This window comes from Bradyrhizobium sp. P3_C3 (assembly GCF_056402655.1).
Genome location: NZ_JBFUGY010000040.1, coordinates 41,275 through 60,388 on the forward strand (window position 1 = coordinate 41,275; position 19,114 = coordinate 60,388).

The window sequence follows — 19,114 nt, forward strand, 5'->3', positions numbered from 1 at the left end:
CATATGAAGGAGTTCAACCATGTCAGCACTTCATGTCGATGGACCGCTTCAACCGGGCGATCGCGCGCCAAACGTCGTGCTGGACGCCATCACACGCGATGGAACGATCTCGCTCCAGGATTTTCGCGGGCACAGTCCGATATTGATCGGCTTGTTTCGCGGGCTGCACTGCCCGTTCTGTAGGCGCCACATCGCGGCCCAGGCGCAACTTGACGCAGCCCTGCGCGACAAGGGCGTCGAAAGTCTCACGGTCGTGAATACGCCCATCGAACGCGCGCGGCTCTACTTCCGCTATCATCCCTTGCCCAATCTGCTCGCCGCGTCCGACCCCGAGCGGGTCTCGCACCGCGCGTTCGGCCTGCCCACTATCGAGTTTACGGAGAACGAAACCGAGTGGCCGCGCAAGGTGGGTATGGACGTCGTCAAGAGCATGCAGGTGGATGTGCCCGGCGAAACGTCGGGGTCGATGAATCGGTTGGCGGCTTCCGAGTACCTCAACAGCAAGGACGGTTACGAGATGATGGAGGCCGATCAGCGCATGGCGGCAACCGGCCAGGGCCAGCTGTTCGGCCAGTTCCTGCTCGATCGCGAGGGGATCGTGCGCTGGACCTTTACCGAGGTTCCTGAAGGCGGCCACCGCATGTTCGGGGCTCCGAGCCCTCAGGAGTTGATGTCGGCCGCCTCGCAGGTGGCGAGCTAGGCATCGTCGGCCGGTGATTAACCCGCCACCCTCGGCCGTTTCTCGGCGAGCGCCGCCGCCATCGCCGAGATCAGCGGGCGCATGAAATAGTGGTCTTCCGCCGGTGCGATGTCCGTGCGCAGGCCATGCGCGGCGAGCTCTCCCGACACCGCAGGACCCACCGACGCAATCAGCGTCCGCTCCAACCCTGCGCGCAACCTCGCCTCACTGCCATGTGCCTTCGCGGCTTCCACGAGGCGGCGGACCTGGCCAAGATTGGTCAGCGCGATGGAATCGATCCGCCCCTCGGCCATGTCGTCGATGGCGGCGACGATGTTGGCATCCGCTGCCTTGGAATCGTAGGCATAAGGCAGCACGGTATCGACATCGGCGCCTTGCGCGGCAAGTGCGCCGGTCAGTGCGCTGTGGTCCTTGTCCGGATAAAGCTGAAGGCCGACGCGTCGCCCCTTCAGATCGAGCCTGCCCAGCATTTCGATCACGCCCTCGGTGGTCGGCTTCTCCGTGGTCTGCTGCGCATCGAGGGAGATCTCGCGCAACGCCTTGCCGGGCTTCGGGCCGCGGGTGAATTTTCGCGATTTGGCGAGGGCTGCGACCAGGGCCTGGTCGAGACCACGGCTCCGCGCGAGCTTCATGATCCGCCGCAGGCCTTCGCCCGTCATCAGCACGAGGTCGTCAAAGGGCTGGCCGATGGCGCGGCGAATCCAGGCCTCGACCGGGGCGGGATCGGGCGCGTCGTGAATGGTGAACATCGGGCACTGCACGACATCGGCACCTTGCTCGGCCAGAAGCTTTGAAAACTGCGCCTCCTCGCGCGTCTCCAGGATCAGGATGCGGTAGCCGTTCAAGCGGTCGGCCATGGGTGTGCTCCGGCGGTAAATTGCAATGGTCCGTTCATCCTGACTCCGCTGTCGGGATTGGCGCAAGGGCGGGGTCGGTGATAGAGCAGGGCGCAAATCGCGGGTCACTCCGTAGTCGCTGCCCAAACCTTCATCAAGAGCCATGCCCGATCATCAATATGTCCTGACCCTGTCCTGTCCGGATCGTCCCGGCATCGTCTCTGCGGTGTCGACCTTTCTGGCCCACAACGGACAGAACATTCTCGATGCCCAGCAGTTCGACGACGTCGAGACCAAGAAGTTCTTCATGCGCGTGGTGTTCACCGCGGCCGATCTCGCCGTGGAGCTGTCGGCGCTCCAGACCGGCTTTGCCGCGATCGCGGAGCGTTTCGGCATGGAGTGGCAGATGCGCGACCGTGCCGCGCGTCGCAAGGTGATGCTGCTGGTGTCGAAATCCGACCATTGCCTGGTCGACATCCTCTATCGCTGGCGCACCGGCGAGCTGCCGATGGTTCCGACCGCAATCGTCTCCAACCATCCGCGCGAGGTCTATGCCGGGCTCGATTTCGCCGGCATCCCGTTCCACCATCTGCCCGTCACCAAGGAGACCAAGCGCGAGCAGGAGGCGCAGATCCTCGATCTCGTCGCCGAGACCGGCACCGATCTGGTCGTGCTCGCGCGCTACATGCAGATATTGTCGGATGATCTGTCTGCCAAGCTTTCCGGCCGCTGCATCAACATCCACCACTCGTTCCTGCCGGGCTTCAAGGGCGCAAAGCCCTATCACCAGGCCCATGAGCGCGGCGTCAAGCTGATCGGCGCTACCGCCCATTACGTCACGCGCGACCTCGACGAAGGCCCGATCGTCGATCAGGACGTCGAGCGCATCAGCCACCGTGACACGCCGGAGGATCTCGTCCGCAAGGGCCGCGATATCGAGCGTCGCGTGCTGGCCCGCGCGATCCGCTACCACCTCGACGACCGCGTCATCCTCAACGGCCGCAAGACCGTGGTGTTCATGGATTAGCGAATGGTGAGTGGCGAGTAGCGAATGGAGAGGGTGGCGATATTCGCCACTCCCTATTCGCCATTCGCTCCCCTAGCGCACCGCGCCGCCCGAAGTAGTCCCCGTCGCACCCTTCTGCGCCTGCTCTTCCTTCTCGCGATCGGCCGCCGGCAGCAGCCGCTTGCGTTCGCGCTCTTTCATGTAGGCGTCGTATTGCGGCGTGCCGGGCCGCGGCGGTGCGTCGGCTGGCAGGCCGCCGGCCCATTGCGGGACGTAGTCGCCCATGCCGGCGGAGAGTTTTTCGTTGACGGTGCCGCAGCCGGACAGCCCCGCGGCGAGCGCAACGAGGGTGAGGACGGAGCGGAAGGGCTTGAGCATTGTGCGCGCGCGAATTCAGTCAGGTTGGACGCCGGGTTAGGCTGGCGCGGGAAGAGTAGTCTTCAACAAGGTAAAATAGACTTATTCGAGGTGGGTAATTAGTTACCGATTTACGCTGAACGGAGGCCTCGCCAGTGTCCGAATTCTGCAAAAGAAAGACGAAATCCTCCATCCACGCGGCCGGTCGCTTTCTAGACTGTGGCAAGGGGCACGCGACAAACTGGCTTGGTCRGCGGCAGGGCTTTTTCGTTGACAGGTCCATTTGATTTGTACAATCGTACAAATAGGAGCGGCCAGGATGGGGATGCTCGGGTTACCCCGACGTAACCACGGCATCGCTCCCTGTCGTCGGCAATCGGGACGCGCGGCTTGCGCCGAATGGTCGCCAAACGTCCGATTGACAATAAGGGCGCGAAAGACGCCATGTGGCGCGACATCGCGCGTGCGTGAGCTAAGGTTGAGCCAAGGGCCGGGCACTCGGTCCGGCGCACAAGAGGTCAGGAATGAAGGGGAGGGACATCTGATGTTCGAACGGAAGACGTTTTCTTATAAGGTCTCTTGGACCGCAGCAGCGGCCGCCATCGCGGGCCTTGCGGCCATCGTGCCGGCCAAGGCCGAGGACACCGTCAAGGTCGGCCTGATCCTGCCGATGACCGGCGGCCAGGCCTCGACCGGCAAGCAGATCGAGAACGCGATCAAGCTCTACATGCAGCAGAAGGGTGACACCGTCGCCGGCAAGAAGATCGAGATCATCCTCAAGGACGACGCCGCGATTCCGGACAAGACCAAGACGGCCGCGCAGGAGCTGATCGTCAACGACAAGGTCAATTTCATCGCCGGCTTCGGCGTGACGCCAGCCGCGCTCGCGGCCGCGCCGCTCGCAACGCAGGCCAAGATCCCGGAAGTCGTGATGGCGGCCGGCACCTCCATCATCACCGAGCGCTCGCCCTACATCGTGCGCACCAGCTTCACGCTGGCGCAGTCCTCGACTATCATCGCCGACTGGGCGGTGAAGAACGGCATCAAGAAGGTGGCGACGCTCACCTCCGACTACGCGCCGGGCAACGACGCGCTGAACTTCTTCAAGCAGAATTTCACCGCCGGTGGCGGTGAGGTGGTCGAAGAGGTGAAGACGCCGCTCGCCAATCCCGATTTCGCGCCGTTCCTCCAGCGCATGAAGGACGCCAAGCCCGACGCGATCTTCGTGTTCGTGCCGGCCGGCCAGGGCGGCAACTTCATGAAGCAGTATGCCGAGCGTGGCCTCGACAGGGCCGGCATCAAGGTAATCGGACCGGGCGACGTCACCGACGACGACCTGCTCAACAACATGGGCGACGCCGTGCTCGGCACGGTCACCGCGCATCTGTATTCCGCGGCGCATCCCTCGCAGATGAACAAGGATTTCGTCGCGGCCTACAAGAAGGCCTACGGCAACCGTCCGGGCTTCATGGCCGTGAGCGGCTATGACGGCATCCACCTCATCTACGAGGCGCTGAAGAAGACCAATGGCGACACCGACGGCACCAAGCTGGTCGAAGCCATGAAGGGCCAGAAGTGGGAAAGCCCGCGCGGCCCGATCTCGATCGACCCCGAGACCCGCGACATTGTGCAGAACATCTACATCCGCAAGGTCGAGAAGGTCGACGGCGAGCTCTACAATGTCGAGTTCGCGACCTTCGAAGCCGTCAAGGATCTCGGCAAGACGAAGAAGTGACGCGCGAAAAGCGCGTCATCCCCGAGCGCGCTTAGCGCGCATCGGGGATCTCGACGTGATGGAAATGGATTCCGGGTTCAGCGCTGCGCGCTGCCCCGGAATGACGAGTGATTACCAGGGTTCACCCGCTTCCAATGACCTCTATCCTCACCAACCTGTTCGATGGCGTTGCCTACGGCATGCTGCTGTTCGTGCTCGCTTGCGGGCTTGCGGTCACGCTCGGCCTGATGAACTTCGTCAATCTCGCCCACGGCGCCTTCGCCATGGCCGGCGGCTATGTCTGCATGGTCCTGGTCAACCGGATGGGCTGGCCGTTCTTCGCCGCGCTGCCGCTCGCCTTCGTCTCGTCGGCTGCGATCGGCATCGTGCTGGAGCGAACGCTCTACCGGCATCTCTATGCGCGCAGCCATCTCGACCAGGTGCTGTTCACGATCGGTCTTACGTTCATGTCGGTCGCGGCCGTCGACTACATCCAGGGGTCGTCGCGCGTCTTCATCAATCTGCCGGCTGCGCTCCAGGGCCAGTTCGACGTGTTCGGCGTCGGCATCGGCCGCTACCGGCTGATGATCATCGTGATCTGCGGCCTGCTGACCATTGCTCTCCAGATGGTGCTGGCCAAGACCCGGTTCGGCAGCCGGCTGCGCGCCGCGGTCGATGATCCCCGTGCCGCGAGCGGCCTCGGCATCAACGTGCCGCAGGTGTTCGCCTTCACCTTTGCTTTCGGCTGCGGGCTCGCCGGTCTCGGCGGCGCGCTCAGCGCCGAGATCCTCGGCCTCGATCCGTATTTCCCGCTGAAGTTCATGATCTACTTCCTGATCGTGGTCACCGTCGGCGGCTCGTCCTCGATCACCGGTCCATTCCTGGCCTCGCTCCTGCTCGGCATCGGCGACGTTGCCGGCAAATATTACGTGCCGAAGATGGGCCCCTTCGTGATCTACACCATGATGATCGTGATCCTGATCTGGCGCCCGAACGGCCTGTTCGGCCGCACGGCCGCGCGTTGAGTTTGCCGATGAGCGCTTCCTCCGACGTCGGTTATCACGCCCAGCGCCAGGCGCGCTGGCACTACGGCGAAGTCGCCTTCTGGCTCGTCGTGCTGGCCTGCGGCTTCGCTTTTCCTACGCGCTATCTGATCATGACCGACATCCTGCGGCTGGCGCTGTTCGCGATGTCGCTCGATCTCATCCTCGGTTATGCCGGCATCGTCTCGCTCGGCCACGCCGCTTTCTTCGGCGTCGGCGCCTACGCCGCGGGGCTTCTCGCCTTGCATGGGATCATCAACGAGCCGGTGCTCGCGCTGATCGCAGCCGGCCTTGCCGCGATGGTGCTGGGTTTCGCCACCAGCTTCCTCGTGATCCGCGGCGTCGATCTGACCCGGCTGATGGTGACGCTCGGCATCGCGCTGCTGCTCGAGGCACTCGCCGAACGCTTCTCCAACATCACCGGCGGCACCGACGGCCTTCAGGGCATCGAGATGCAGCCGATCTTCGGCGAGATTGCGTTCGACATGTTCGGCAAGACCGGCTTCTTCTACTCGCTGGCGGTGCTGTTCCTGTTGTTCCTGTTCGCTCGCCGCGTCGTGCATTCGCCGTTCGGGCTGTCGCTACGCGCGATCAAGAACAATCCGCTGCGCGCAGCCGCCATCGGCATCCCCGTCAACCGCCGCCTGATCGCGATCTACACGCTCGCGGCGTTCTATGCCGGCATCGCGGGCGCGCTGTTCACCCAGACCACGGCGATCGCCTCCCTCGACGTGTTCGCCTTTGAGCGTTCGGCCGATTTGATGCTGGTGCTCGTGATTGGCGGAACCGGATATCTCTATGGCGGGCTGGTCGGTGCGGTGGTGTTCCGCATGCTGCAGGAATTGTTCTCCACCATCACCCCGCAATATTGGCAGTTCTGGATCGGTCTCGTGCTGGTCGTGGTCGTGCTGGTCGGCCGCCAGCGCCTGCATCGCTGGGTGCTGTACGTGCCGAACCTGGTCATCAAGCAGGTTGCCGGACGCAAGGCCGTCGTTGCCGTGCCGGAGAGCGACGCATGACCATCGCGCTCGAAACCCAAAATCTCGAAAAGCAGTTCGGCGGTCTGCGCGTGACGCGGGACCTGTCGCTCAAGATCGAGCAGGGCGCCCGCCACGCGCTAATCGGCCCGAACGGCGCCGGCAAGACCACTGTGATCAACCAGCTCACCGGCGTGCTGAAGCCGAACTCGGGCCGGATCCTGCTCGAAGGCCAGGACATCACGGATTTGCCCGTGCACAAGCGCGTGCTGCGCGGCCTGTCGCGCACCTTCCAGATCAACCAGCTCTATCCCGACCTGACCCCGCTCGAGACCATCGGCCTCGCCGTCTCCGAGCGCCTCGGCCATGGCGGCGACTGGTGGCGGCGGATGGGCACGCGGGGCGACGTCAACGGCGAGATCGCCGATCTCCTGAGGCGCTTCCATCTGCTCGACGTCATGAACGAAGAGACCGTGACGCTGCCTTACGGCAAGCAACGCCTGCTCGAGATCGCGGTCGCGATCGCCGCCAAGCCGCGCGTGCTGCTGCTCGACGAGCCCGCCGCCGGCGTGCCCGAGAGCGAACGCCACGACATTCTCGCCGTCGTAGGCAGCCTGCCGCGCGACGTCACCGTGCTCCTGATCGAGCACGACATGGACCTCGTCTTTTCCTTCGCCGACCGCATCTCGGTATTGGTCTCGGGCGCGCTGCTCACCGAAGGTCCGCCCGACGTGGTCGCGCGCGACCCGCAGGTCAAGGCCGTCTATCTCGGCGAGGAGGCGGTCAATGTCTGACCTGCTCGCGATCGACGCACTTCGCGCCGGCTATGGCGAGGCGGTGGTGCTGCCCAACATGTCCCTGCGCCTTGCCGAGGGGCAGGTGCTTGCGCTGCTGGGCCGCAACGGGACCGGCAAGACCACGCTGATCAACTCTATCGTCGGCGTGACCCGCCGCTTCTCTGGTTCGGTCGCGCTCGCTGGCACGGATGTCACGAGCTTGCGGCCCGATCAGCGGGCGCGGGCCGGCATTGGCTGGGTGCCGCAGGAGCGCAACATCTTCCGCTCGCTGACGGTGGAAGAGAACATGACCGCGGTGGCGCAGCCCGGCCCCTGGACGGTCGAGAGGGTCTACGAGATGTTCCCGCGGCTGAAGGAGCGGCGGAGCAATTTCGGCAACCAGCTCTCCGGCGGCGAGCAGCAGATGCTGGCGATCGGCCGGGCGCTGACCCTCAACCCGAAGGTCCTGCTGCTGGACGAGCCGACCGAGGGCCTCGCCCCCATCATCGTCGAGGAGCTTCTGAAGGCGATCGGCGCCATCACCCGGGCGGGCGGCATCTGCTCGATCATCGTCGAGCAGAACGCGCAAAAGATTCTGGGGCTCGCCGACCGTGTTGTGATATTGGAGCGCGGAACGATCGTCCACGACGCCCCGAGCGCCGCGCTGAAGGCCGACCCGTCGGTCCTCGAGCGCCACCTCGGCGTCGCAGGGGCGGCGGCCCACTAAAATATCCCGGGAGTAGAAAATGCAGCGAACCAAAGCCCCCTTCCGCGCCGACGAAGTCGGCAGCCTCCTGCGTCCGGCCAAGATCAAGGAAGCCCGCGCCAGGCTCGAGAAGGGCGAGATCTCGGTCGACGATCTGCGCAAGATCGAGGACATGGAGATAGAAAAGGTCGTGCACAAGCAGGCCTCGATCGGCCTGAAGCTCGCGACCGACGGCGAATTCCGCCGCTCCTGGTGGCACTTTGACTTCCTGGCCAAGCTCACCGGCTGCGAAATGTTTCACCCGGACACGGGCATCCAGTTCGCGGGCGTCGAGACGCGGCATGACGCGGTCCGCGTGATCGGCAAGCTCGATTTCCCCGACGACCATCCGATGCTGGATCACTTCCGCTTCCTGAAGAAGTCCGCCGACCAGGCCCACGTCACCGCCAAGATGACGATCCCCTCGCCGGCCGTGCTGCACTTCCGCGGCGGCCGCAAGGCAATCTCCAAGGACGTCTATCCCGATCTCGACGCGTTCTACGAAGACCTCGGCAAGACCTACCGCAAGGCCGTGAAGGCGTTTTACGATGCCGGCTGCCGCTATCTTCAGTTCGACGACACCGTGTGGGCCTATCTCTGTTCGCAGGACGAATTGAAGAAGGCGCGCGAGCGCGGCGACAATCCCGAGGGTCTCCAGCAGATCTATGCGCGCGTCATCAATTACGCGCTGGCCGAGAAGCCGGCCGACATGGTGGTGACGACGCATGTCTGCCGCGGCAATTTCCGCTCGACCTGGATTTCTTCGGGCGGCTACGAGCCCGTGGCCGAGACCATGCTCGCCGGTACCAATTACGATGGCTACTTCCTCGAATACGACAGCGACCGCGCCGGCGGCTTCGAGCCGCTGCGCTTCCTGCCCAAAGGCAACAAGGTCGTCGTGGTCGGCGTCATCACCTCGAAGTTCGGCGAGCTCGAGAAAAAGGACGACATCAAGCGTCGCCTCGAAGAGGCCGCCAAATTCGCGCCGCTGGAGCAGCTCGCGCTGTCCCCGCAGTGCGGCTTTGCCTCGACCGAGGAAGGCAACATCCTCTCCGAGGAAGAGCAGTGGGCCAAGCTCGGCCTTGCGGTGGAGATCGCCAAGGAAGTGTGGGGCAACTAAGTTTGCCACGTGGCTGCTGTCATTCCCCGCGAAAAGCGGGGAATCCAGTACGCCGCGGCTTCTCGGTGAATCATTGGTGTCTCGGATTACTGGATCGCCCGGTCGAGCCGGGCGACGACACCGAGTGAGTGGCGGGCAGCGTCGCACCCTTGAAAACCAGTGCGCTCACCCGCCCTCACTTCTCCGCCAGATAGACCTCGCCCAGCAGCGACGAGTTCGACCACGGCACCTGCTTGTTCTTCGTGCTCGAGACCACTTCCGCCCGCACGCGCGTCAGCATCTGCTGCACCTCCAGCCCCGGCGTGCCGAGATGGCGGGAGAGGGCGGCGGAGAACGGCGAGTTGGCGCCTTCGCCGTCGAGCGCGACCTGGCCCGGCGCGGTGGCGAACGCGATCAGCGTCCCCGCGCCTAGCGTTGCACCGGCGCCCAGGCTCGTTGGCGCTGCGAGGCCCGAAGCGCCCTCGATGCCTCGGTTGATGCCGGCGGCTGCGACCTGCTGCGCCATCGGGTTGTTGCGGCAGGCATCGAAGATCAAAATGTTGGTGCGGACCTGGTCGTCGAGGCCGGCCATGATCGTGTCCATGTCGATCATCGCCTCCGTCATGCCCGCGCCCGGCTTGAGCTCGACGTCGACGGGAATGAGATAGTTGCGGCCGTCGACCTGCACGCCGTGGCCGGCATAGTACACCAACGCGACCTGTGCCCGCGCCGCCTCGCGCAGGAAGTCGCGCGTCACTCTCTGCATCGCTGCGCGGTCGAGATCGATACCCTCCGACACCGTGAAGCCGATGTCGCGCAGGCTCCTGGTGACGGCGCGCGCATCGTTGGCCGGATTGGGCAGCGCCTTGACATGCGCGTAGGCGCCATTGCCGATCACCAGTGCGAGGCGCTTGCCAGGCGTCGCCGGGGTAGGCGAGGGCGCAGGTGCCGCGCCCGTTTGCTGCGGGGCCGGCTGCGTCACCGGTGACGGCGCATCGCGCGGGATGGGAGTGAGCGCATCCGTCACCAGCGACAGCCGCACCTTGGCGGTCGCCTGGTTGGCCTTGCTGCCGGCATCGGAAGCCACGATCGCCAGCGTCGCCTTGTAGTCGTCGCGCGCATGGGCGTAGTCGCCCTTCGCCTCATAGGCCAGCGCGCGGTGGACATAGCCGGAGATCAGCACGCTGTTCGGCGGCGTCATGATGTTGACGGGCGGTTTTTCTTTCGCAAGCCGGATCGCCTCGCTGCCATCGGCAATGGCGCGATCGAGATCGCCCCGCACGCGCCAGATCGCGGTGCGGTTGATCRGCGGCTGCGGCAGTGTCGGGTCGAGCCGGATCGCCTGGTTGATGTCGGCAAGCGCGCCGTCGAGATCGCCGAGCGCCTCCTTCGCAATGCCGCGATTCTGGAACGAGAACGTCGATTTCGGCTGCAGCTTGATCGTGGCATCGTAGTCGGCGATCGCCTTGGCGTAGTCGCCCTTGCCGCGCCAGGCGTTGCCACGATTGTGGAAGATGGTGCCATCAGGCGGGCCGAGCTTCAGCGCATCGTCGAAATCGGCGATCGCGATGTCGTAGTCGCCCTTGTCGTAATAGGCCGATCCCCTGAGATTGTAGACCGCCTGGCTCGGCTGGAGCCGGATCGCCTCGGTGGTGTCGGCGATCACCTTCGAATAGTCGCCCTTCTTGTTCCAGCCGACCGCGCGCCAGAAATAGATCGTCGCGAGCTGCTCGCCTTTGAACACCTTCAGCGTGACGATCTTGTTGCAGGCGTCGATCATCTGGTCTGGCGGCGTGGTGTCGGTTGTGCAGAGCGGCCCGAGCTGGCTGCGCGCCTGCGCGAGGGCGGGCGCGGCCCACAGGGGTGCTGTGAGCAGGCAGAGCGCGACGAGCAGGCGGCGCATGGCGATGGTCCCTTGAAGGAGAAGCGCTTGTTTGTTGCCCGGCGGTGCGCCGGGGTTCACGCGCTCGTCATTGGACGTGGGGTAAAGCCAAGAGAGGGTATTCCCTCAGTGGGCAGATTTTGCTACGACGCTGGTCCCAACAGTTCTGCCCACCGCTTTCCCACTCATGAAGAACGACGAAATCCTTAGCCAAATCACCGAGTTCTGCCGCAAGGCGGACATGGCGGAATCGACGTTTGGCCGGCGCGCGGTGAACGATGGGAAGCTGGTCCATCGCCTGCGCGAGGGAAAGCGCATCACGATCGACACGCTGGAGCGGATCCAGGCCTATATCGCCGCATCGACGACGGGCGGCCTGCCGCCGCCGCGGGGACTCCAGGTTCCCCCGGAAAAACGCGATCCGCGCGGCAATTTCCGTTTCTTCGAGAACCGGCAAAAATACCTGCTGTTCGTCCATACCTGCAGCGAGAAGCGGGTGGTCGCCGAGCGCGTCGCGCTGGAACTCGCCAGCATCCATCCGCGCCCGCCGGCGCTGCGCATCTTCGACGCGGGGGTCGGCGACGGCACGGTGCTGGCCCGGGTGCTGCGCGCAACGCACCAGCGCTACCCGCACATGCCGTTCTACGTCGCCGGCAAGGAGCTCAGCCTCGAGGACTTGCGGCTGACGCTGGAGAGGGTCCCGGACCGCATTTTCGAGCATCCGGCGTCGGTGTTCGTGTTCACCAACATGTTCTACTCCGAGGCGCCTTGGCTCACGCCGGCATCGCCTGCGGCGGCGGCGGCCACCGTCTGGCACGAGGTTCCGCTACGGGGCGCCTCGTCAGGCGAGTTCGAGCAGCAGATCGCCGAGTTGAGGCCGTTCCTGGAGCAGAACTGGCGCGCCGCGATCAGCCCACGCACGGCGATGCCGCTTTACGAGCGGCCCGTCGTCCTGGTGTTGTACCGCGAGGACCACAGGTTCCTGCTGGATTCGACCATTCCGCGGCCGGGCCAGACCGAGGCCAATTTCGACCTGGTCATTGCATCCCAGCCCTACCGCGCCCTGTCCTCGGTCAATTTCCGGGCAAAACGGATCATTGCGCCGCTGGCGCGGGCGCTTCGGCCGGGCGGGCGGCTGATCGGAATCCACTCCCATGGTCACGATCCCGGCATGGAAATGATCCAGGCGATCTGGCCTGGAGAAAATCCTTTCGCGGTCAGCCGTCATGAGCTATTGCGCGCCGTGAAGTACGAGCTTGGGTCGTTGGGCCGGGACCTAAATTTTAATGCTTATGCGGACAACCGGTCGATCTTCAGGTATGATATGGAAGCGCTGCCCAACGAGGTGACGGGTACCATCGGAACCTCGACGGCCTTTGCAGCGTGGAATGCGGCGGTGTATGTGGCGCAGATCGAGGACGACCGATTGACAGAAATGACTCAAAACGGCCGCACTCTGGATGCCGCCCGGGACGTGCTGCGGAAGTACAACGGGCTCTGGTTTCTCGACGAGTCCTACGTCATCTCGCGACGGCGTGATTGACATAATCCAAGGTTAAACATCGCAAACGCCCGCCAGGTTAACGGCGGAACAAGGGGTTACTGATGCGCGCGTCCTATCTCTTCACCAGCGAATCCGTGTCCGAGGGTCATCCCGACAAGGTCTGTGACCGGATCTCCGATGAAATCGTCGATCTGTTCTACCGCGAAGGGCCGAAGGCTGGCATCGATCCGTGGCAGATCCGTGCGGCCTGCGAGACGCTCGCGACCACCAACAAGGTGGTGATCGCCGGCGAGACCCGCGGTCCCGCATCCGTCACCAACGAGCAGATCGAAGGCGTCGTGCGCGCCGCGATCAAGGACATCGGCTACGAGCAGGACGGCTTCCACTGGGAGAAGGCCGACATCGAGATCCTGCTGCACCCGCAGTCGGCCGACATCGCGCAGGGCGTCGATGCGCTGCAGCCGGGCGAGGTCAAGGAAGAGGGCGCAGGCGACCAGGGCATCATGTTTGGTTACGCCACCAACGAGACGCCTGATCTGATGCCGGCGCCGATCTTCTATGCCCACAAGATCCTGCGTCTCATCTCGGAAGCCCGTCACTCCGGCCGCGAGAAGGTGCTGGGTCCGGACTCCAAGAGCCAGGTCACCGTGCAGTACGAGAACGGCAAGCCGGTCGGCGTGCGCGAGATCGTCGTGTCGCACCAGCATCTGGTCGAGGACATCTCGTCGAAGCAGATCCGCGACATCGTCGAGCCCTATGTCCGCGAGGCGCTGCCGAAGGACTGGATCACGCCGAAGACCATCTGGCACATCAATCCGACCGGCAAGTTCTACATCGGCGGTCCGGACGGCGATTCCGGCCTGACCGGCCGCAAGATCATCGTCGACACCTACGGCGGCGCGGCCCCGCATGGCGGCGGTGCGTTCTCCGGCAAGGATCCGACCAAGGTCGACCGTTCGGCGGCTTACGCAGCGCGCTACGTCGCCAAGAACATCGTTGCCGCCGGTCTCGCCGATCGCTGCACCCTCCAACTCGCCTACGCCATCGGCGTCGCGCGTCCGCTGTCGATCTACATCGACACCCACGGCACCGGTAAGGTGTCGGAGGACCAGCTCGAGAAGGCCGCCGCCAAGGCGATGGATCTCACCCCGCGCGGCATCCGCAGCCATCTCGACCTCAACCGCCCGATCTACGCGCGCACCTCGGCCTACGGCCATTTCGGCCGCACGCCCGACAACGAGGGCGGCTTCTCCTGGGAGAAGACCGACCTGGTCGAAGCGCTCAAGCGCGCAGTCTAAGTACCAACGTCATTCCGGGGCGCCGCGACAGCGGCGAACCCGGGATCCTTATCCATCATGCCGAGATTCCGGGCCGCCCCTCCAGGGCGACCCGGAACGACCAATTCAACAACAGGACCTCCGCTATGAATGCGAAGCCCGGCTTCACCGACTACATCGTCAAGGACATTTCGCTGGCCGACTTCGGCCGCAAGGAACTCTCGCTGGCCGAGACTGAGATGCCCGGCCTGATGGCCACCCGCGAGGAGTTCGGCCCGAAGCAGCCGCTGAAGGGCGCGCGCATCGCCGGCTCGCTGCACATGACGATCCAGACCGGCGTGCTGATCGAGACGCTGGCAGCCCTCGGCGCCGACATTCGCTGGGTCTCCTGCAACATCTATTCGACGCAGGACCACGCCGCCGCCGCGATCGCGGCCGCCGGCATTCCGGTGTTCGCGGTCAAGGGCGAGACGCTGGCCGAATACTGGGACTACACCGCAAAACTGTTCGACTGGCACGGCGGCGGCCACCCGAACATGATCCTCGATGACGGCGGTGACGCCACCATGTACGTCCATCTCGGTCTGCGCGCCGAGAACGGCGACACCGCCTTCCTCGACAAGCCTGGCTCCGAGGAAGAGGAAGTCTTCTTCGCGCTCCTGAAGAAGCAGCTCAAGGAGAAGCCGAAGGGCTACTTCGCCGAGATCGCCAAGAGCATCAAGGGTGTTTCCGAAGAGACCACTACGGGCGTGCATCGTCTCTATGACATGCAGAAGGCCGGCACGCTGCTGTGGCCGGCGATCAACGTCAACGACAGCGTCACTAAGTCGAAGTTCGACAACCTCTATGGCTGCCGTGAATCGCTGGTCGACGGCATCCGTCGTGGCACCGACGTGATGATGTCGGGCAAGGTCGCGATGGTCGCGGGCTTCGGCGACGTCGGCAAGGGCTCGGCCGCGTCGCTGCGCCAGGCCGGCTGCCGCGTGATGGTGTCGGAAGTCGATCCGATCTGCGCGCTCCAGGCCGCGATGGAAGGCTACGAGGTCGTGACCATGGAAGACGCCGCCCCGCGCGCCGACATCTTCGTCACCGCGACCGGCAACAAGGACATCATCACGATCGAGCACATGCGCGCGATGAAGGATCGCGCCATCGTCTGCAACATCGGCCACTTCGACAACGAGATCCAGATCGCGGGTCTGCGTAACCTGAAGTGGACCAACATCAAGCCGCAGGTCGACGAGATCGAATTCCCCGACAAGCACCGCATCATCATGCTGTCGGAAGGCCGCCTCGTGAACCTCGGCAACGCGATGGGCCATCCGTCCTTCGTGATGTCGGCCTCCTTCACCAACCAGACGCTGGCGCAGATCGAGCTGTTCGCCAACAACAAGGACGGCAAGTACAAGAAGGAAGTGTACGTGCTGCCGAAGTCGCTGGACGAAAAGGTCGCGCGTCTGCACCTCGCCAAGATCGGCGTCAAGCTCACCGAGCTGCGCAAGGACCAGGCCGACTACATCGGCGTGAAGCAGGAAGGTCCGTACAAGTCGGACCACTACCGCTACTGAGATCGCATCCAGCTGCGACACGAAGGCCCCGGAGCGATCCGGGGCCTTTTTTGTAGACTCATTGTGCTACGCTCGGAGGTAGAGCCAAAACAAGCCCGCCACTTTCTGAAGCGGGTGGCCGCGTTTCCCACGTTCATTGTCAAATGCATATGGAGGGAATGCGATGTCCAGCGAAGCCAACGTTCAGTTGCTCAAAGAAGCCTATCGTCGGTGGAACGACAGCAAGGGCGGCAGCGTCGACTATTGGTTCGACAGCGTCATCGGCCCGCAGATCAAATTCGACTCGCTTCCGCAGGGGGCTCCGGCGGTGCCCTTTGCCAAGTGTTATGACGACCGCGCGCAGCTTCGTGGCTATTTCGACGGTCTGCTGGCTGACTGGAGCATGCAGTACTACACCATGAATGAATACGTCGCGCAGGGCGACGTTGTTTTCGCGCGCGGCTCATGTGCCTGGACCAACAAAAGGACCGGGAAGATCGCTGAGACCCCGAAGGTCGATTTCTGGCGTTTCAAGGATGGCAAGGCAGTCGAATTCTACGAGTATTTCGACACAGCCCTTGTCTACGGCGCTACCACCGCCTGACGGTTGCAATTCGGCACGGCGTCGCCCATCCTGTGCCGGGGAGAACGCTATGGCTAAAGCCGCAGAACATTTCGACGTCCTGATCGTCGGTGCCGGCCTGTCCGGCATCGGCGCTGGCTATCATCTTCAGAGCAAGTGCCCGGACAAGAGCTACGTCATCCTCGAAGGCCGCGACTGTATCGGCGGCACCTGGGACCTGTTCCGCTATCCCGGCGTCCGCTCCGACAGCGACATGTTCACGCTCGGCTACTCCTTCAAGCCGTGGACCGATCCGAAGGCGATCGCGGACGGGCCGCAGATCCTGAACTACGTGCGCGAGACAGCAGCTGAGAACGGCATCGAGAAGCACATCCGCTTCCGTCATCGCGTCAAGCGCGCGGCGTGGTCGACGCCGGACGCGCGCTGGACCGTCGAGGCCGAGCGTATCACGGGCGAGGGCGCAACAGAGCTCGTGCGCTTCACCTGCAATTTCCTGTTCATGTGCTCGGGCTATTACAAATACGAGGCGGGCTATACGCCGGAGTTCGCGGGCGTGGCGGATTTCGCCGGCCGCATCGTGCATCCACAGAAATGGACCGAGGACATCGACTACGCGGGCAAACGCGTCGTCGTGATCGGCTCGGGCGCAACCGCAGTGACGCTGGTGCCGGAGCTCGCCAAGAAGGCGGCGCAGGTCACCATGCTCCAGCGCTCGCCGACCTATGTGGTATCGCGTCCGGCGCAGGACCCCGTCGCGAACAAATTGCGCCGCAATCTACCGACACGGCTTGCCTATCATGTCATCCGCTGGCGCAACGTAATGTGGGGGATGTTCTTCTTCCAGCTCAGCCGGCGCCGGCCCGCCAAGGTCAAGGAGCTGGTGCTCAAGGGCGTGCAGATGGCGCTCGGCCCCGACTACGACGTCGCGACCCATTTCACGCCGCGCTACAATCCCTGGGACCAGAGGCTCTGCCTCGTGCCGGACGGCGATCTGTTCAAGGCGATCCGCGAGCAGCGTGCCGCCGTCGTCACCAACGAGATCGACACCTTTACGCGCGACGGCATTCGCCTGAAGGACGGCCGCGAGCTTGCGGCCGACGTCATCGTCACGGCGACGGGGCTGGTGCTCCAGGTCGTCGGCGGTCTCGAGGTCAGCGTCGACGGCCGCGCCGTCGATTTCGCCAACACGCTGACCTACAAGGGCATGATGTACGCCGACGTGCCGAACATGGCGTCGGCCTTCGGCTACACCAACGCGTCCTGGACGCTGAAATGCGATCTCACCTGCGAATATGTCTGCCGTCTCATCAACTACATGGACCGGCACAATTTCCGTCAATGCATGCCGCACAATGACGACCCTGAAATCACCGCGCAGCCGTCGCTCGATTTCACCTCGGGCTATGTGCAGCGCTCGGTCGCGAGGATGCCGAAGCAGGGCTCGAAGCAGCCTTGGCGGCTGTACCAGAACTACGCGCTCGACATCGTCACGTTGCGATTCGGCCGGATCGACGACGGCGTGATGCAGTACTCCTGATCACGCCGTCGTCCGCTTTATGCCTTGCGCGTGGTGAGCGCGAGCCCAAGATCGATCGCAAGCGCGAGCACCACGGCGGCGCCGCCAAGTCCGAACAGGACCAGATAGTCGCCGCCGGTCTGCGCGTAGATCCAGGAGAAACCGTAGGCTGCCGCCGCCTGGAATAGCGCGAAGCTCGTGGTGGCGTGGCTCCATGTCGCGCGCTGCTGCTCGGTCGAATGCGGCACGAGCTCGTGGATACGCCCGAGCACCAGCGGCACGATACCGGGCGTGAAGCCGCCGACCACGACGCTCGACACGATCAGTGAAACCGGCGCCGTGCTAACGGTGGGCAGCAGCACGGCGGTCGCCTCGATCAGGAAGGCCGCGCGCAATGCCGGTCCAAATCCCGAGCGGTCACCGAGATGGCCCGTGACGAGCGGGCCGACGATTGCGCCGAGACCGTACAGCACCCAGTAGCGCGAGCCCGCCGCAATGCCCTGGCCGAGGCCACGCGCCACGAAGTCGACGATGAAGACCATGTGCGGCACAAGGGCCACCGCGTTGAGGCCATACTGGACCAGAAGCGCGCGGACGGCGGCCGAGGCCTGATGGGACTTCGCGTGATGCGAAGGCGCGGTATCGCTCTTGGCCTCCGCAGGCCAGTTCCACCAGCTCGCGAGTGTGAGCACGGCGGAGAGCACGCCGAGGCCATACCAGCTCTGCTGCAAGCCCTGTTGCAGGAGCAACGGCACCAGCGAGCCCGATGCCGCGACGCCAAGGCCGACGCCGGCAAAGATCACGCCGCCGACGATGCCGCGCCTCGCGGCCGATACGTGCGGCAGAATGACGGAGGCCGCCAGCACCATGATGATTCCGCCGGTCAGGCCCGACAGAAAGCGCCAGGCGAAAAACCAGGTGAACGACACCGGGGTAGAGCTCGCGAAGAAGGAGAGGGTGGCAAGCAGCATCATCGCCCGCAGCGCGCGGACGGCGCCGATGCGGGTGGCCAGGGCGCGTGCGGCGAGGGCGCCGGCGAGGTAACCGGCGAGGTTGGCAGCGCCGAGATAAACGACGTCGGATGCGCTGAACCACTTTGCGGCGATCAGCGCCGGGATCAGCGGCGTGTAGGAAAAGCGGGCGAGGCCAAGCCCGACCAGTGATGCGGACAATCCCGCCACGGCGTACCGCCAAGCCTGCCGCGAAGTCGATTGCGAGTCCGATACCGGCCGCTGATGCGGCCGGGCGTGGTGCCCAGTATTTGCATTGAGTTCGGTCATGTCATCCTCCTGCGCGCACAATGGCGCGCGGATCATCCTGTCTTTGCGGCGCGGCGACGCCGGAAGTCCTGCACGGGCAGGCCGCCCCAGCCCCAATTGTCGGTGTCGACTTCCTCGATCACGACGAAGGTGGACTCAAGCGGCTTGCCGAGCACGTCGAGCAACAACCGGCTCGATCCCTTGATCAGCGCGGCCTTCTCCTCCGCCGTGAGCGACGCCGCTCCCGGCGTCGTTCCTTCGCGGGTCACTTGAATGGTGACGATCGGCATGGT

At 64.4% G+C, this 19,114-nt stretch carries 18 protein-coding genes; 13 read left to right on the plus strand and 5 right to left on the minus strand.

Features of this window, described 5'->3' with window-relative positions; translation table 11 throughout:
* The first annotated feature begins 19 nt into the window (after nt 1-19).
* Entirely contained in the window at nt 20-700 is a 681-nt protein-coding gene (locus tag AC1DW2_RS33885; RefSeq protein WP_354134769.1) for a redoxin family protein, read from the plus strand.
* Nucleotides 701-717: 17 nt separating this feature from the next.
* Here the strand turns inward: AC1DW2_RS33885 and AC1DW2_RS33890 are convergent, their stop codons facing one another.
* Nucleotides 718-1,557 carry a uroporphyrinogen-III synthase gene (locus AC1DW2_RS33890; protein WP_354134770.1) on the minus strand — a complete coding sequence of 280 codons (840 nt, stop codon included), beginning with the start codon at nt 1,555-1,557 and terminating at the stop codon, nt 718-720.
* Nucleotides 1,558-1,699: 142 nt separating this feature from the next.
* On the opposite strand from AC1DW2_RS33890, the gene purU reads away from it, so the two are divergent.
* A complete protein-coding gene (gene purU / locus AC1DW2_RS33895) occupies nt 1,700-2,563 on the plus strand; it encodes a formyltetrahydrofolate deformylase (RefSeq protein ID WP_477008153.1) in 864 nt (287 codons plus the stop codon).
* A gap of 72 nt (nt 2,564-2,635) precedes the next feature.
* On the opposite strand, the gene AC1DW2_RS33900 is transcribed toward purU, so the two are convergent.
* Nucleotides 2,636-2,920, minus strand: coding sequence for a hypothetical protein (locus AC1DW2_RS33900; RefSeq protein WP_212095446.1), 285 nt, complete (start codon nt 2,918-2,920; stop codon nt 2,636-2,638).
* A gap of 523 nt (nt 2,921-3,443) precedes the next feature.
* Between AC1DW2_RS33900 and AC1DW2_RS33905 the strand changes: the two genes are divergently transcribed.
* The 6 genes from AC1DW2_RS33905 (at nt 3,444) to AC1DW2_RS33930 (ending at nt 9,274) form a co-directional block, all read left to right on the plus strand.
* Nucleotides 3,444-4,634 (plus strand): ABC transporter substrate-binding protein, encoded by a 1,191-nt coding sequence (locus tag AC1DW2_RS33905; RefSeq protein ID WP_477008154.1) that lies wholly within the window; start codon nt 3,444-3,446, stop codon nt 4,632-4,634.
* 134 nt (nt 4,635-4,768) lie between these two features.
* Nucleotides 4,769-5,638 (plus strand): branched-chain amino acid ABC transporter permease, encoded by an 870-nt coding sequence (locus tag AC1DW2_RS33910; protein WP_283017111.1) that lies wholly within the window; start codon nt 4,769-4,771, stop codon nt 5,636-5,638.
* A gap of 8 nt (nt 5,639-5,646) precedes the next feature.
* Nucleotides 5,647-6,675, plus strand: a complete 1,029-nt coding sequence (locus AC1DW2_RS33915) for a branched-chain amino acid ABC transporter permease (protein ID WP_477008155.1) — start codon at nt 5,647-5,649, stop codon at nt 6,673-6,675.
* Complete coding sequence (locus AC1DW2_RS33920; protein WP_135214497.1) at nt 6,672-7,427, plus strand: ABC transporter ATP-binding protein; 756 nt, start codon at nt 6,672-6,674, stop codon at nt 7,425-7,427. The genes AC1DW2_RS33915 and AC1DW2_RS33920 overlap by 4 nt, the downstream gene beginning before the upstream one ends.
* Nucleotides 7,420-8,136, plus strand: coding sequence for an ABC transporter ATP-binding protein (locus AC1DW2_RS33925; protein ID WP_071912048.1), 717 nt, complete (start codon nt 7,420-7,422; stop codon nt 8,134-8,136). The genes AC1DW2_RS33920 and AC1DW2_RS33925 overlap by 8 nt, the downstream gene beginning before the upstream one ends.
* Before the next feature lie 19 nt (nt 8,137-8,155).
* Nucleotides 8,156-9,274 (plus strand): cobalamin-independent methionine synthase II family protein, encoded by a 1,119-nt coding sequence (locus AC1DW2_RS33930; protein WP_038957542.1) that lies wholly within the window; start codon nt 8,156-8,158, stop codon nt 9,272-9,274.
* 175 nt (nt 9,275-9,449) lie between these two features.
* On the opposite strand, the gene AC1DW2_RS33935 is transcribed toward AC1DW2_RS33930, so the two are convergent.
* Nucleotides 9,450-11,156, minus strand: a complete 1,707-nt coding sequence (locus AC1DW2_RS33935) for a caspase family protein (RefSeq protein ID WP_477008156.1) — start codon at nt 11,154-11,156, stop codon at nt 9,450-9,452.
* Between the two features lie 166 nt (nt 11,157-11,322).
* Here AC1DW2_RS33935 and AC1DW2_RS33940 point away from each other — a divergent pair, with 166 nt between their 5' ends.
* From AC1DW2_RS33940 to AC1DW2_RS33960, 5 genes are all read left to right on the plus strand, one after another.
* Nucleotides 11,323-12,678 carry a hypothetical protein gene (locus tag AC1DW2_RS33940; RefSeq protein ID WP_038957543.1) on the plus strand — a complete coding sequence of 452 codons (1,356 nt, stop codon included), beginning with the start codon at nt 11,323-11,325 and terminating at the stop codon, nt 12,676-12,678.
* A gap of 62 nt (nt 12,679-12,740) precedes the next feature.
* Nucleotides 12,741-13,937, plus strand: a complete 1,197-nt coding sequence (gene metK / locus AC1DW2_RS33945; RefSeq protein WP_028151996.1) for a methionine adenosyltransferase — start codon at nt 12,741-12,743, stop codon at nt 13,935-13,937.
* A 125-nt stretch (nt 13,938-14,062) separates the two neighbouring features.
* Complete coding sequence (gene ahcY, locus AC1DW2_RS33950; protein ID WP_063982186.1) at nt 14,063-15,484, plus strand: adenosylhomocysteinase; 1,422 nt, start codon at nt 14,063-14,065, stop codon at nt 15,482-15,484.
* A 163-nt stretch (nt 15,485-15,647) separates the two neighbouring features.
* Nucleotides 15,648-16,067, plus strand: a complete 420-nt coding sequence (locus AC1DW2_RS33955) for a nuclear transport factor 2 family protein (RefSeq protein ID WP_477008157.1) — start codon at nt 15,648-15,650, stop codon at nt 16,065-16,067.
* A 49-nt stretch (nt 16,068-16,116) separates the two neighbouring features.
* Complete coding sequence (locus AC1DW2_RS33960; protein WP_477008158.1) at nt 16,117-17,583, plus strand: flavin-containing monooxygenase; 1,467 nt, start codon at nt 16,117-16,119, stop codon at nt 17,581-17,583.
* A 17-nt stretch (nt 17,584-17,600) separates the two neighbouring features.
* Here AC1DW2_RS33960 and AC1DW2_RS33965 read toward each other — a convergent pair whose 3' ends face one another.
* Together AC1DW2_RS33965 and AC1DW2_RS33970 are read right to left on the minus strand one after the other, a co-directional pair.
* Nucleotides 17,601-18,842 carry a YbfB/YjiJ family MFS transporter gene (locus AC1DW2_RS33965; RefSeq protein WP_477008159.1) on the minus strand — a complete coding sequence of 414 codons (1,242 nt, stop codon included), beginning with the start codon at nt 18,840-18,842 and terminating at the stop codon, nt 17,601-17,603.
* Between the two features lie 32 nt (nt 18,843-18,874).
* The gene (locus AC1DW2_RS33970; RefSeq protein WP_354080884.1) at nt 18,875-19,111 is read right to left on the minus strand and encodes a tautomerase family protein; all 237 of its coding nucleotides are present in this window, start codon (nt 19,109-19,111) and stop codon (nt 18,875-18,877) included.
* Nucleotides 19,112-19,114 lie beyond the last annotated feature (3 nt).